This is a genomic window from Variovorax sp. LjRoot130 (genome assembly GCF_964253755.1).
Lineage (GTDB): Bacteria > Pseudomonadota > Gammaproteobacteria > Burkholderiales > Burkholderiaceae_C > Variovorax.
Map to the genome: position 1 here is coordinate 218,754 of NZ_CAXURM020000001.1, position 12,379 is coordinate 231,132.

Below are 12,379 nucleotides of genomic sequence, written 5' to 3' on the forward strand. Positions count from 1 at the left end.
CTAAGCTGGACGCCGTGAACTTGAAAGAGAACATGCAATGAGCGAGAAGACGGTATTTCTGGCCGGCGCCACGGGCGCCATCGGCAGGGCCCTCGTGCCGTTGCTGACCGGCGCGGGCTACACGGTGCATGGCAGCACCCGGCGGGTGGAAAGGGCGAAGGCGCTCGAGGCGCGGGGCGTGCAGCCGGTGGTGATCGATGTCTTCGATGCGCCGGCACTGGCCGCGGCCCTGAAGCGCATCGCGCCGGCGGCCGTGATCCACCAGCTCACCGACCTGCCGGGCAGCCTGGACCCGAAGGCGATGGCCGAGGCGGTGGTCCGCAATGCGCGCATTCGCACCGAGGGCACGCGCAACCTGGTGGCGGCGGCGCTCGCGGCCGGCTGCGGCCGCATGATCGCGCAGAGCATCGCCTGGGCCTATGCGCCGGGTCCCAAGCCCTGCCGCGAGGAGCAGCCGCTCGACCTCGATGCGCAAGGCAGCCTCGGTATCAGCGTGCGCGGCGTGGCCGCGCTGGAGCAATCGGTGCTGGGCTCGGCCGCGTTGAAGGGCACCGTGCTGAGATACGGGCAGCTCTATGGACCGGGCACTTGGAGGACGGCGCCCGAAGGCACGAGCCCGGTTCACGTCGAGACCGCGGCCTGGGCCGCCCTGAAGGCGCTTCAGCGCTCGCCGGGCGGCAGCATCTTCAACATCGCCGAGGATGGCCCGGAAGTCAGCAGCGAAATGGCCAAGCGCGAACTGGGATGGCATGCCGGGCTTCGCCTGCCGGAAGGAGCGATGCAATGAACGCGTTCTCCCTTCAAGGGCGTCGCGGCGCCGGGCTCGCCGCGCTGCTCCTGGCCGCCGGCTGGATGCTGCTGGCACCCGCGGCGCCGCGCTCCGCGGTGCAATGGTTCGGGGATCTCTGCACCTCGCTCGGCCGGCCGATGTTCGCGTCGGCCGCAACGACGTCGGGTGCCGGCGCGCGGCCCGCGACCATCGTCAAGCCGCTGTCCTGCGAGCCCTTGCCGAACGTGCCGGGCAAGAACGTGACGACCGTCAGCGTCGAGTTTCCGCCGCTCGCCTACTCGCCGGCGCACCGGCATCCGGGCTCGGTGACCGCCGTCGTGATCGAGGGGACTGTGCGCTCGCAGCTTGGAGGCACTCCCGCGCAGGACTACCGGGCCGGCCAGACTTTCTTCGAGCCGCCGGGCACGCTGCACGTGTTCGCGGAGAACCCCGACCCCGTGCGCAGCGCGAAGCTGCTCGCCTTCTTCGTCACGGACGAGAACTGCGGGCCGCTCCTGATTCCCGAGTGAGCGCAGCGCCTCAGATCGCCGCGCAGCCGCACCGGTAGCGCCAGGCACCCCGGTCGCCGATGATGATCGGAGCCGTTGCGGCGCTGCCGCAGCAGCCCGTGCCATGCGACGACGCGGTGTTGCCGGTGCGGCGGTGCTGGTAGCCGCCGTAGACATTGACCGGCAGCCAGTCGGGCATCGGCTTGACGGTGGCCGGTGCCTGCACCGCGAAGGGTCCGCTCGCGTGCACCACCTCGCCGCCGACCATGGTGAGCACGGCCGTGATGTCCTTGATGGCGTCCTCCTTGATCGCGAAGAAGTCGTCGGACAGCACCGCGAAATCCGCCAGCTTGCCGGGCGCGATCGAGCCCTTGCGGGCGTCCTCGCCGGTCAGTGCCGCACCCTCTAGCGTCCACATCCGAAGCGCGACCTCGCGGCTCACCAGGTTACGCTCGGCGTTGAGCCGCGTGTCGCCCAGTGTCTTGCCGGTCACCAGCCAATGCAGCGAGACCCAGGGGTTGTAGCTGGTCACGCGGCTCGAGTCGGTGCCGCAGGCCACCGGCAGGCCCATGGCGCGCATGCGGCCGATCGGCGGCGCATCGGCCGCGGCCTCGCGGCCCCACGTCTGCGCGTACACCTCGCCGTCGAGCGACATGCGGTTCTGGATCGCGATGCGGCCGCCCATCGCAGCCACGCGCTCCATCGAGCGCGGCGACAGGCCTTCGCAATGGTCGAGCGCCCAGCGCAGGTTCTTGAGCGGCACCTCGCGGTTCACCTTCTCGAGCACGTCGAGGATGCGCGCGGCCGTGCCGTCGTAGCTCGCATGCATGCGGATCGGCCAGCCCTTGCCGGCGAGGTAGGTCGCCACCTCGGTCAGCTTCGATTCCATGATGGCGGGCGCCTGCGCGACGCTCTTGCCGAAGTTGGCCGGATCGGTCGCGGCCCACAGGATGTATTCGCCGGCGCCCACCATGCGCAGATGGTCGTCGCCCTGGCCGGGCGAGACTTTCTGCGACCACAGCTTGTAGTCGTCGATCTCCTGGCCCGGGCGCTGCGCGAACAGGTTGTAGGAGATGCGCAGCGTCATCCGGCGTTCGCTCGCGAGCCGCTGGATGCCGCCGTAGTGCTCCGGGTAGTTCTGCCCGCCGCCGCCCGCATCGACCACGCTGGTGAGGCCCAGCCGGTTCATCTCGCGCATGTAGAGCTCGGTCGACAGCGCCTGGTCCGCATCCGACAGCTTGGGCACGCGCGCGAACAGCGCGACCAGCCCGCCCAGGCTGGTGGTGTTGACCACCAGGCCGGTCGGGTTGCCGGTGGCGTCTTTTTCGAGGGTGCTGCCGAAGGGATTCGGCGTGTCGCGGTTCCAGCCGAGCACGCGCAAGGCCGCGCGATTCAGGAACGCGCGGTCGTAGAGGTTCATGACGAAGCAGGGCACCTCGCCGGTGGCGGCGTTGATCTCGTCCAGGGTCGGCAGCCGCTTCTCGCGGAACTGGTAGGGCGAGAAGCCGCCCACCACCTGCACCCAGTGCGGCGGCTGGGTGCGCAGCGCCTGCTCGCGCAGCATGCGCAGCGCATCGGCGAGCGTTGGCACGCCGTCCCAGCGCAGCTCCTGCGTGTAGGTGAGCCCGCCGCGGATGAAGTGCGCATGCGAGTCGATGAGGCCCGGCGTGATGCAGCGGCCCTCTGCATCGATGACGCGCGTGCGCGGGCCGACCCAGCGCGAGATCTCGCGGTCGCTGCCGACGGCTGCGAACTGATCTCCCGTGATGGCGAAGGCCTGGGCACGCGGTGTCTTCGCGTCCATGGTCGCGACGCGGGCGTTCAGCACCACGGTGTCGGCCGGCGCCGTGGGCGAGGCGGTGGCGCAGCCCGGGAGCCAGAGGCTGGACAGGCCTCCAGCCGCGGCGCCAAGCGAGGTGCGAAGGAACTGCCGGCGCTCCGGTGCCGCAACGGCGGCGTCTTCGGCGTGCGCGCATTCCGCGTCGCACCAGTGCTGCCAGGCGCGTGACGACGCGCCGCCGAACAAGCTCATGGCCTTCAATCGACCTTGATGCCGGCCGCCTTCACGACCTGCTGCGCCTTCGCGGTCTCGTCGACGATGAACTTGTCGAACTGGGCCGAGGGCATGGTGAAGGGCTCGGCGCCGAGCTTGTCCAGGCGCTCCTTGAGATCCGGCGCCGCCATGATCTTCGCCACCTCGGCCTGCAGCCGGTCGACCACCGGCTTCGGCGTCTTGGCCGGCGCGAACAGACCGACCCAGAACAGGTACTCCGAGCCGGGCACGCCGGCCTCGACCGTGGTGGGCAGCTGCGGCATCACGCCCGAGCGCTTGCCGGTGCCGACCGCCAGCGCCTTGAGCTTGCCGTCCTTGACCAGCGGCAGCGCCGACACCATCGGCGCGAAGAACCAGTCGATGCGCCCGCCCATCACCTCGGTCATCGCCTCGGGCGTGCCGCGGAAGGGCACGTGCTGCGCCTGCACGCCGGCGGCCAGGCGGAACACCTCGGCGTTCATGTGGGTGGCCGAACCGTTGCCGGCCGAGCCGTAGTTGAAGCCGCCGGGCTTGGCCTTGGCCTGCGCGACCAGGTCCTTCACGTCGGCAAAGCGGTTGGGCGCCACCACCAGCATGTTGGGCAGGCTCGCCATCGGCGTCACGCCCGCGAAGTCCTTCAGCGTGTCGTAGGAGAGGTTGGGATAGATGGATGGATTGACCAGGTGCCCCGCCGAGTGGACCAGCAGCGTGTAGCCGTCGGCCGGCGCCTTCGCCACCTGCGCGGCGCCCAGCGTGCCGCCGGCGCCCGGCTTGTTGTCGATGATCACGCTGGTGCCCAGCGCCGGGCCGAGCCGTTCCGCCACCAGCCGCGCCACGATGTCGGTGCCGCTGCCGGCGGTGAAGGGCACGATCAGCTTGACGGTCTGGCCGCGCGGCCAGTCGCCTTGCGCATGCGCGCCGGTGAAGGCGCAGGCGGCGAGCGCCGCTGCGATCAGTTGGCGGCGGCCGGGTAGGAATGTCGTCATGGCTTTGTCTCCGTTGGAATCGTTGGGGGAAAGAGAAGAAGGGCTCAGCCGGCGGGCGGCGCGTTCGCCATCACCAACGCGACCAGCACGGGCCGGTTGCTGCGGTTCACGAGCTGCCGCTTCTCGCCCGGCGCGAAGCGGCAGGAGTCGTAGGGGCCCAGCACCTGCTCGTCGCGCCGGCCCTCGAACTCGGCCACCACGTGCAGCTGGCCTTCGAGCACGAGGTAGAGCTTCTCGACCGGCGAGCCGTCGAGGCCGGTGTGGCCGCCGGGCAGGATCTGGCTCATGCCCATCCACATCTGCAGCGAAGGCCCGGCCTCCTTGCCCTGCAGGCGCAGGCAGCGCATGTCGATGTGGTTGGGCGCCTCATAAGTCGGCGCCTGTTCGAAACGGGTGACGTGCATGGCGTTGTTTCCTCAGGGGCGCAGCACGACGCGGTCGGTGCTGCCCGAGAGCACCAGGCGGTAGGCCTCGGCCGCGTCTTCGAGCGCGTAGGCGCGCGCCACGGGGAAGGGCTTCAGCGTGCCGCGCTCGAAGCCCTCGCGCATCGCATCGAGCTGCCCGGTGGCGGCCACGCAATCCAGCGCCAGCGAGTCGATGCCCACGTAGGTGTGCATGCCGCGGTAGAAGGCGAAGATGTCGAAGGGCACGGCACGGTCGTGCGTGGCGATGAAGATCTGCGTCGCGCCCTTGGCCATGGCCTTGTTCGCGGCCTCGAAGTAGGCGCTGCCGACGGTGTTGTAGACGATGTCCGCGCCGCGGCCGTTCGTGAGTTCGCGCACCTGGGCGGCGATGTCGCCGGCGCCGGCATCGATCACGTCGACCGGGCCGCTCGCGAAACCTTCGAAGGGGCCGGCGCGCCGCTGGACCGCGATCGCGCGTGCGCCGCCTTGCGCAGCGAGTTGCACGGCTGCTTGCCCGACCTTGCCGTTCGCGCCCAGCACCAGCACCGTCTGGCCCGCCTGCGGCATGCCGCTGCGGCGAAAGCCTTCATAGGCGGTGACGAAGGGCACGCCGACGGCGCCGGCCTCGTCCATCGAGATGCTGCGCGGCCGATCGCGCAAGGCCTCCACCGGCAGCAGCAGGAAGCGCGCGTGCGAGCCGTCGCGCGTGATGCCGATATCGCCGCCCGAGCCGTAGACCTCGCGGCCCACCCATTCGGTCGGGCCCGCGACCACCACGCCCGCGAAGTCGCGTCCCGGCGTGCGCGGCCACACGGCTTGCGGCATCAGGCCCAGGCTGGCCTTCACATCGCTCGGGTTCACGGCGGCCGCGCCGACGCGCACCACCGCGAAGCCGGGCTTGGCGACGGGCTCGGGCTGGTCCGCGAAGTCGAGCTTCAATGCGTCGAGGTTTGCGGCCTTTTCGCGGACGCGCACGGCGCGTGCGACCGTCGTGTTGAGCACGGCGTTCATTGCTCAGCGCCCTCCCGCCAAGCCGAGCATCGTGCGCGCCTCGCGCGCACTCGCCACTTCGCCGCCGAGGCTCCGGATGATGTCGCGCGCCTTGGTCACCAGCTCCGCGTTGCTCTTCGCGAGCACGCCCTTCTCGAGATAGATGTTGTCTTCCATGCCGACGCGCACATGGCCGCCCAGCAGCCAGGCCTGCGCCACGATCGGGAACTCCATGCGGCCGATGCCGAAGGCGCTCCAGAAGGCGCCGGGCGGCAGCATGCTGCGCGCGTACATCACGGCCTCGGGCGTCGGCATGAAGCCGTACTTCACGCCCAGCACCAGGGTCCACATCGCAGGCCCTTCGAGCGTGCCGTCGGCGATCAGGTCCAGCGCCATGTGGATGTCGCCGGAGTCGAAGATCTCGAGCTCGGGCTTGACGCCCGCTTCGCGGATCACGCGCGCCATGCGGCGCACGTTCTTCGGCGTGTTGATGACCACGTCCGGGCCCGAGTTCATGGTGTTGAGGTCGAGCGAGCAGACGTCGGGCTTGATCAGCGCGATGTGCTCGACGCGCTTTTCCGGCGGCAAGAGGCTGGTGCCGGGCGCGTAGATCTTGGGGTCGTCCTCGCTCGGCACGAAGCGGCCACCCGGCCCGGTCGTGAGGTTGATGACGACTTCGCGGTTCTGCCGGCGGATGCGGTTCACCACATCGCGGTAGAGCTCGACCTGCATCGAGGGCTTGCCGCTTTCGGGATCGCGCACGTGGATGTGCACCTGGCCGGCGCCGGCGTCGGCCGCGGCCAGGCATTCGTCGGCGATCTGTGCCGGCGTGATCGGCAGGTGCGGCGTCTGTTCGGGCTTCACCAGGTTGCCGGTGACCGCGCAGGTGATCAGAGTTTTGCTGTTCACAGGTGTCTCCCCCCATCGACCACGATGCGCGTCCCGGTCACGAAGCGCAGCGTGGTGGCCAGCGCTTCCACGGTCGCGGCCACGTCCTCGGGCTTGCCGATGCGGCCGAGCGGCGTGGTGCTGGCCATCTTGGCCTTGAACTCTTCGCCGCGGCCCGGCACGAAGGCCGATTCGACCGCGCCCGGCGACACCGAGACCACGCGCACCGCGGGCGCCAGCGCCTTGGCCAGCGCGTCGCCGACCACGTCGAGGCCGGCCTTGGCCGCGACGTAGGCCAGGTTGCTGCCGACGCCGGTGAAGCCGGCGATCGACGAGATGTTGACGATCAAGCCGTCGCCGCTCGCCTTGAGCAGCGGCGCGAAGGCGCGGATGGTGGCGAAGACGCCGCGGAAGTTGGCGGCAAGCAACTCGTCGATGAGTTCATCGCTCAGCGCGTCGAGGTCGCCGGCTGCGATGGGCTGCGTGTGGCCGGCGCTGTTGACCAGGATGTCGCAGCGGCCGTAGCCCTCTTGCACGTCGGCCGCGGCCTTCTGCAGGCTGGGCGTGTCGACGATGTCGGCGCGCAGCGCGGCATGGCGCTGGCCTTGTGCAGTTGGGAGTGCGGTCGCGCGTTCGGCCGCGTCGTCGCCCTTGCGATGCAGCAGCACGCAGCTGGCGCCGAGCGCCGCGAGGCGCTGGGCCGTTGCCCAGCCGATGGCGCCGAGGCCGCCGGTGATGACGGCCACCTTGCCGTCGAGTCGAGGTGTGGGATCGAAGCTCATGCGAGTGAAGTCCGTGGAAGTTCAGGGAATGGGAGGACGGGGAAACTTCATCTCCCCGGGTTCGAGCACGAAGTCGTACTGGAGCGTGGCCTGCTCGCCGCCGCGCTGGGGCTCGAAGCAGCCGATCAGCCTGCGCGTGACGCCGAACACCGGGTCGCTCTCGAGGTTCTCGTCGTCGTCGGCGAAGACCTGGCTGATCAGCACCTTGTGGCCGGGCTTGCTGACCATGAAGTGCAGGTGCGCCGGGCGGTTGGGATGGCGCTGCTGCGCGCGCAGCAAGACGCCGCAGGGCCCGTCGGTCGGCACCGGGTAGCCGGCCGGGCGCACCGTGCGGAAGTGGTAGCGGCCCTCGGCATCGGTCTCGAAGCGGCCGCGCAGGTTCATGTCGTCCTGCTCCGGGTCCTGGTTCTCATACAGGCCGACCGGAGAGGCCTGCCAGGCATCGACGACGGCGCCGGCGAGCGGCCGGCCTTGCGTGTCACGCACCACGCCGCGCACCTCGAGCGGAACGCCCGGTGTGCTCGAGCGCGCGATCGACTCGCCGGCCTGGCACAACGGCGCATTGGCGCGCCAGAAGGGGCCCAGCAGCGCGGCCGGTGATTCGCCCTGCGGGTCCTGGTTGTTGAGCAGCGCCACCAGCGTCGAGACGCCCAGCAGGTCGGCGGCCAGCACCACCTCGTTCTTCTTCTCGCCGGTGGCCTGGCCGATGCCGACGATGAATTCGAGCGCCTGCTCGAACTCCTCTTCGCTCAGGTGCACTTCCTGGACGAAGGCGTGCAGGTGGCGGGTGAGCGCGGCCATCACGGTGCGCAGGCGTTCGTCGGGCGTGCGGGCCATCGCGGCGGTCGCGATCTGGAGCACGGAATCGGGGGTGGTCACGATGTTCATGGGGCTGCCTCTTTCTTTGCAAACGTTTGCAGATTATGGCGAGGAATAATTTCCGCGCAAGAAAGGGGTTTGCGAGAGCCCCCAATGAAATCAAGGCGATACTCTGTGTTCTCGCCAAGATCAATCGTTTGCAGTAAATGAGCCCCTCACTGTCTTCCCCGGTCACGATCCGCGACGTCGCGCAGGCCGCCGGCGTGCATGTCTCGACCGTGTCGCGCGCGCTCAATCCGGACAAGCGCGCGCTGATCAGCGAGGAGGTGCTGCGCGTGGTGGAAGAGGCAGCGCAGCGCCTGGGCTACCGGCCCAACCGCGCAGCCTCGGCGCTGCGCACCGGCCGCACCCACACCATCGGCGTGCTGGTGCCGGACATCACCAACCCGGTCTTCCCGCCCATCCTGCAGGGCATCGAGGCCAGCGCCGCGGCGCGCGGCTACTTCGTGTTCGTGACCAACGTGATGGACCATGCACTCGCGCGGCCGGTGGTCGAGCGCATGCTGGCGCAGCAGGTCGACGGGCTGGTGATGGCCATCGCCACGCGCGACGATCCGCTGGTCGACTACCTCAAGAAGGCCGGCATGCACACCGTGCTCGTGAACCGCGCCGACGAAAGCGGGCGCCTGCCGGCGGTGGTCAGCGACGACCGGCTGGCGATGAAGCTGGCGGTCGACCACCTGGTGTCCCTGGGGCACCGCCGCATCGCGCACCTGGCCGGGCCGCAGAACGTGCCGACCGGCGTCGCGCGCCGGCAGGGCGTGGAGCAGGCACTGCGCGATCGCGGGCTCGAGCTGGCTTGCGTGGCGGAATGCGAAAGCTACAGCCGCGAGGCCGGCCGCAAGGCCATGCAACAGCTGCTGGCGCAGAACGACCGGCCCGAAGCCGTGGTCTGCTGCAACGACCTGGTGGCGCTGGGCGCCTACGACCTGCTGCGCGTGCAAGGCCTGCGCGTGCCGCAGGACATCTCGATCACCGGCCACAACGACATGCCGCTGGTCGACATGGTCGATCCGCCGCTCACCACCATCCGCCTGCCGCATCGCGAGCTCGGCTGGCGCGCGGCCGAGATGCTGTTCGACGAGATCGAGGGCAAGGCGCTGTCGGCCTCCACCGTCGTGCTGCGGCCCGAGCTGGTGGTGCGCGCGTCGACGCGCCAACTGGTGCCGCGCTGAGGCCTGGGCCGAGCGGGCACGGGGCACGGGGGAGAATGGCCCCATGAATCTGCGCTTCGTCGAAGCTTTCCACTGGGCCGTGGCGCTCAAGAGCGTGACGCGCGCGGCCGAGAAGCTGCACCTCACGCAGTCCGCGCTGTCCAGCCGCATCGCCGCACTGGAGCGCGAGCTCGGCGTGCTGCTGCTCGACCGGCGCGACAAGCAGTTCCGCCTCACGGTGGCCGGCCAGCGCTTCCACCGCCTGGCGCAGCGGCTGCTGGAAATGCAGCAGCAGATCAAGTCCGAGATGGGATCGGGCACGGTGCGCGCGCAGGTGCTGCGCATCGGTGCGATCGAGTCGGTGGTCCACACCTGGCTGACCGACTGGCTCAAGCACATGCAGGCCACGCATCCGGACTTCGAGCTGGAGCTCACGGTGGAAACCACGCCGGTGCTGGTCGACCAGCTGCAGCGCGGCAAGCAGGACCTGGTGTTCGCCGCACTGCCGGCCAGCGGCGAGGGCGTGAGCACGCATGCACTGCCCACCATGGAAATGAGCTTCGTCGGGCACCAGGTGCTGCATCCGCGGCGGCTCTACAAGCTGCAGGACCTGTTCGGCTTCGACCTGCTGACCTTCCAGCGCGGCTCGCAGCCGCATGTGGCGCTGCTGGATCTGTTCAGGCGTGCCGGCCTGGAGACGCCGCGCGTGCATGCGATCTCGTCGATCTCTGCGATGGCGCAGCTGGTCGAGGCCGGCTTCGGCATCGCCACCTTGCCCAGGGCCGCGGCCGAGCATCTGGCGCTGCGGCTGCCGCTGCGCGTGCTGAAGTGCGACACCGCGCCGGCGCCGCTGCCGATCCACGCGAGCTACCGCGAAGACCCGACCTCGCACCTGACCGAGGCGGCGCTGGCCTCGGCCTTGCAGTTCGCGTCGCCCAAAACTGGGTCACATAAAAAATCGATGAGCTGAGCAAGAAATTTTGCGTTGGAGTTGGCGCGCGTTAATTTCCACAATGCGTCCCGTCACAGAGCTTTCACACACGAAAGCCTTTTACGAGGATGCACGATGCCCGCAGAACCTACCGCCAACACGAATGCCAGTCCGACCCTTGATGCCGCTTCCGATGCGCTGAGCGTCCGCCGCGCGGCGCGCAGCGGCGCGCTGGCCACGCATACCAGCGGCCTGGCCCGCGAGTACGTGCAGGGCAACGTGGTGATCCTGCCCGAGGCGCTGGCCGGCGATTTCCTGCGCTACTGCCAGCGCAACCCCAAGCCCTGTCCGCTGCTGGCGGTGTCCGAGCCCGGCGATCCGATGCTGCCCGGCCTGGGCGCGGAACTCGACATCCGCACCGACGTGCCGGCCTACCGCGTCTGGCGCGAGGGCGAACTGGTCGAGCAGCCCACCGACATCCGCACGCTGTGGCGCGACGACCTCGTGAGCTTCGTGATCGGCTGCTCCTTTTCCTTCGAGCATGCGCTCTTGGCCGACGGCATCCGGCTGCGCCACGTCGACCAGGGCCGCAACGTCGCGATGTACCGCACCCATATCCAGACCGCGCGCGCCGGCGCTTTCCACGGGCCGATGGTGGTGTCGATGCGGCCGCTCAAGGCCGCCGATGCGATCCGCGCGGTACAGATCACCTCTCGCATGCCCGAGGTCCATGGCGCCCCGGTGCATCTGGGCGACCCGGCCGCCATCGGCATCGCCGACCTGGCCCACCCCGACTACGGCGACGCGATTGAAATCCGCGCCGGCGAGATCCCCGTGTTCTGGGCCTGCGGCGTGACCCCGCAAGCGGCCATCGCCCAGGCCAAGCCGGCGTTCTGCATCACCCACGCACCGGGCGCCATGCTGGTGACCGACCTTCTCAACCGGCAGCTGGGCCGCTGCTGATCCCCATCCCAAGGAGACTCCCCATGAAGATTCGCTTCTCTGCCGCCCTCGTGGCTGCGCTGGCCGCCACCGCCGCCACGGCCCAGACCAAATGGGACCTGCCGTCCGGCTACGGCGCCAACACCTACCAGGTGCAGAACCTGCAGCAGTTCGCCGACGACGTGGACAAGGCCACCGCCGGCAAGCTCAAGATCGCGGTGCACCCCAACGCCTCGCTGTTCAAGGCCAACGAGATCAAGCGCGCCGTGCAGTCGGCGCAAACCCCGATCGGCGAATTCATCCTCTCCAGCGCCGCCAACGAAGCGCCGGTGTTCGGGCTCGATTCGGTCCCCTTCCTGGCCACCAGCTATGCCGAAGCCAGGCGCCTGCACGAGGTGTCGCAGCCCTACCTGACCAAGACGCTCGCGGCGCAAGGCCTGAAGCTGCTGTACGCCGTGCCGTGGCCGCCGCAGGGCCTGTACTCCATCAAGCCGGTGGCCTCGACCAAGGACTTGAAGGGCACCAAGATGCGCGCCTACAACCCGGCCACTTCGGCCATCGCGCAATCGGTCGGCGCGCAGCCGGTCACGATCCAGCTGGCCGAGCTCAGCGCGGCGCTGGCCACCGGCGGCGTCGACAACTTCCTGACTTCGAGTGCCAGCGGCGTGGACAGCAAGCTCTACGAGCAGGCCAAGTACTTCTACGACGTCAACGCCTGGCTGCCGCGCAACGCGGTGGTGGTGAACCAGAAGGCCTTCGACACGCTCGACAAGGCCACGCAGGACGCCGTGCTCAAGCAGGCCGCCGCCGCCGAGCAGCGCGGCTGGCGCATCAGCGAGGAAAAGGACGGCGAGTACATCAAGCAGCTGGCCGCCAAGGGCATGAAGATCGACGCCACCAGCGAAGTCCTCAAGCAGGAACTCAAGCTCGTCGGCACGCGCATGACCGAGGACTGGCTGCGCGTCGCCGGCGCCGATGGCAAGGCCATCGTGGACGCCTACAAGAAGTAAATCCCCCCACCGGAGACATCCATGCAAACACCGGCACCGAGTGCCACGGTGGAGGGAGCGGCGCGCCTGCCTTCCGACATCGGCACCTTCCCTGCGGCCAGCG

Annotated in this window: 13 protein-coding genes; 6 read left to right on the top strand and 7 right to left on the bottom strand. The window is 69.5% G+C overall.

What is annotated here, in order from left to right; translation table 11 throughout:
• Positions 1 to 37: 37 nt before the first annotated feature.
• Positions 38 to 787 carry an NAD-dependent epimerase/dehydratase family protein gene (locus ACSQ86_RS01165; protein ID WP_436308335.1) on the top strand — a complete coding sequence of 250 codons (750 nt, stop codon included), beginning with the start codon at positions 38 to 40 and terminating at the stop codon, positions 785 to 787.
• Complete coding sequence (locus ACSQ86_RS01170; protein ID WP_436302393.1) at positions 784 to 1,299, top strand: cupin domain-containing protein; 516 nt, start codon at positions 784 to 786, stop codon at positions 1,297 to 1,299. Before ACSQ86_RS01165 ends, ACSQ86_RS01170 begins: the two co-directional genes overlap by 4 nt.
• 10 nt (positions 1,300 to 1,309) lie before the next feature.
• On the opposite strand, the gene ACSQ86_RS01175 is transcribed toward ACSQ86_RS01170, so the two are convergent.
• The 7 genes from ACSQ86_RS01175 to ACSQ86_RS01205 are packed head-to-tail and all read right to left on the bottom strand — an operon-like array spanning position 1,310 to position 8,248.
• On the bottom strand, positions 1,310 to 3,310 hold the full coding sequence (locus tag ACSQ86_RS01175) for an amidohydrolase (RefSeq protein WP_436302394.1): 2,001 nt from the start codon (positions 3,308 to 3,310) through the stop codon (positions 1,310 to 1,312).
• Positions 3,311 to 3,315: 5 nt separating this feature from the next.
• On the bottom strand, positions 3,316 to 4,296 hold the full coding sequence (locus tag ACSQ86_RS01180; RefSeq protein ID WP_436308336.1) for a tripartite tricarboxylate transporter substrate binding protein: 981 nt from the start codon (positions 4,294 to 4,296) through the stop codon (positions 3,316 to 3,318).
• Between the two features lie 44 nt (positions 4,297 to 4,340).
• On the bottom strand, positions 4,341 to 4,700 hold the full coding sequence (locus tag ACSQ86_RS01185) for a cupin domain-containing protein (RefSeq protein ID WP_436308337.1): 360 nt from the start codon (positions 4,698 to 4,700) through the stop codon (positions 4,341 to 4,343).
• Between the two features lie 12 nt (positions 4,701 to 4,712).
• Positions 4,713 to 5,711 carry a quinone oxidoreductase family protein gene (locus ACSQ86_RS01190; protein ID WP_093104441.1) on the bottom strand — a complete coding sequence of 333 codons (999 nt, stop codon included), beginning with the start codon at positions 5,709 to 5,711 and terminating at the stop codon, positions 4,713 to 4,715.
• A 3-nt stretch (positions 5,712 to 5,714) separates the two neighbouring features.
• Entirely contained in the window at positions 5,715 to 6,599 is an 885-nt protein-coding gene (locus ACSQ86_RS01195; RefSeq protein WP_436308338.1) for a 3-keto-5-aminohexanoate cleavage protein, read from the bottom strand.
• Entirely contained in the window at positions 6,596 to 7,360 is a 765-nt protein-coding gene (locus ACSQ86_RS01200) for an SDR family NAD(P)-dependent oxidoreductase (RefSeq protein ID WP_093104439.1), read from the bottom strand. Before ACSQ86_RS01200 ends, ACSQ86_RS01195 begins: the two co-directional genes overlap by 4 nt.
• A 21-nt stretch (positions 7,361 to 7,381) precedes the next feature.
• The gene (locus ACSQ86_RS01205; RefSeq protein WP_436302396.1) at positions 7,382 to 8,248 is read right to left on the bottom strand and encodes a dioxygenase; all 867 of its coding nucleotides are present in this window, start codon (positions 8,246 to 8,248) and stop codon (positions 7,382 to 7,384) included.
• 137 nt (positions 8,249 to 8,385) lie between these two features.
• Between ACSQ86_RS01205 and ACSQ86_RS01210 the strand changes: the two genes are divergently transcribed.
• From ACSQ86_RS01210 to ACSQ86_RS01225, 4 genes are all read left to right on the top strand, one after another.
• Positions 8,386 to 9,414 (top strand): LacI family DNA-binding transcriptional regulator, encoded by a 1,029-nt coding sequence (locus ACSQ86_RS01210; protein WP_436302397.1) that lies wholly within the window; start codon positions 8,386 to 8,388, stop codon positions 9,412 to 9,414.
• A 43-nt stretch (positions 9,415 to 9,457) separates the two neighbouring features.
• On the top strand, positions 9,458 to 10,363 hold the full coding sequence (locus ACSQ86_RS01215) for a LysR family transcriptional regulator (RefSeq protein ID WP_093104436.1): 906 nt from the start codon (positions 9,458 to 9,460) through the stop codon (positions 10,361 to 10,363).
• A 96-nt stretch (positions 10,364 to 10,459) separates the two neighbouring features.
• Positions 10,460 to 11,287, top strand: coding sequence for a putative hydro-lyase (locus ACSQ86_RS01220; RefSeq protein ID WP_436292305.1), 828 nt, complete (start codon positions 10,460 to 10,462; stop codon positions 11,285 to 11,287).
• Positions 11,288 to 11,310: 23 nt separating this feature from the next.
• The gene (locus tag ACSQ86_RS01225) at positions 11,311 to 12,276 is read left to right on the top strand and encodes a TRAP transporter substrate-binding protein (protein WP_093104433.1); all 966 of its coding nucleotides are present in this window, start codon (positions 11,311 to 11,313) and stop codon (positions 12,274 to 12,276) included.
• Positions 12,277 to 12,379: the final 103 nt, after the last annotated feature.

Coding starts and splice junctions, on each gene's coding strand:
- ACSQ86_RS01165 (WP_436308335.1), top strand. CDS start 38: ATGAGCGAGAAGACGGTATTTCTGGCCGGCGCCACGGGCGCCATCGGC.
- ACSQ86_RS01170 (WP_436302393.1), top strand. CDS start 784: ATGAACGCGTTCTCCCTTCAAGGGCGTCGCGGCGCCGGGCTCGCCGCG.
- ACSQ86_RS01175 (WP_436302394.1), bottom strand. CDS start 3,310: ATGAGCTTGTTCGGCGGCGCGTCGTCACGCGCCTGGCAGCACTGGTGC.
- ACSQ86_RS01180 (WP_436308336.1), bottom strand. CDS start 4,296: ATGACGACATTCCTACCCGGCCGCCGCCAACTGATCGCAGCGGCGCTC.
- ACSQ86_RS01185 (WP_436308337.1), bottom strand. CDS start 4,700: ATGCACGTCACCCGTTTCGAACAGGCGCCGACTTATGAGGCGCCCAAC.
- ACSQ86_RS01190 (WP_093104441.1), bottom strand. CDS start 5,711: ATGAACGCCGTGCTCAACACGACGGTCGCACGCGCCGTGCGCGTCCGC.
- ACSQ86_RS01200 (WP_093104439.1), bottom strand. CDS start 7,360: ATGAGCTTCGATCCCACACCTCGACTCGACGGCAAGGTGGCCGTCATC.
- ACSQ86_RS01205 (WP_436302396.1), bottom strand. CDS start 8,248: ATGAACATCGTGACCACCCCCGATTCCGTGCTCCAGATCGCGACCGCC.
- ACSQ86_RS01210 (WP_436302397.1), top strand. CDS start 8,386: ATGAGCCCCTCACTGTCTTCCCCGGTCACGATCCGCGACGTCGCGCAG.
- ACSQ86_RS01215 (WP_093104436.1), top strand. CDS start 9,458: ATGAATCTGCGCTTCGTCGAAGCTTTCCACTGGGCCGTGGCGCTCAAG.
- ACSQ86_RS01220 (WP_436292305.1), top strand. CDS start 10,460: ATGCCCGCAGAACCTACCGCCAACACGAATGCCAGTCCGACCCTTGAT.
- ACSQ86_RS01225 (WP_093104433.1), top strand. CDS start 11,311: ATGAAGATTCGCTTCTCTGCCGCCCTCGTGGCTGCGCTGGCCGCCACC.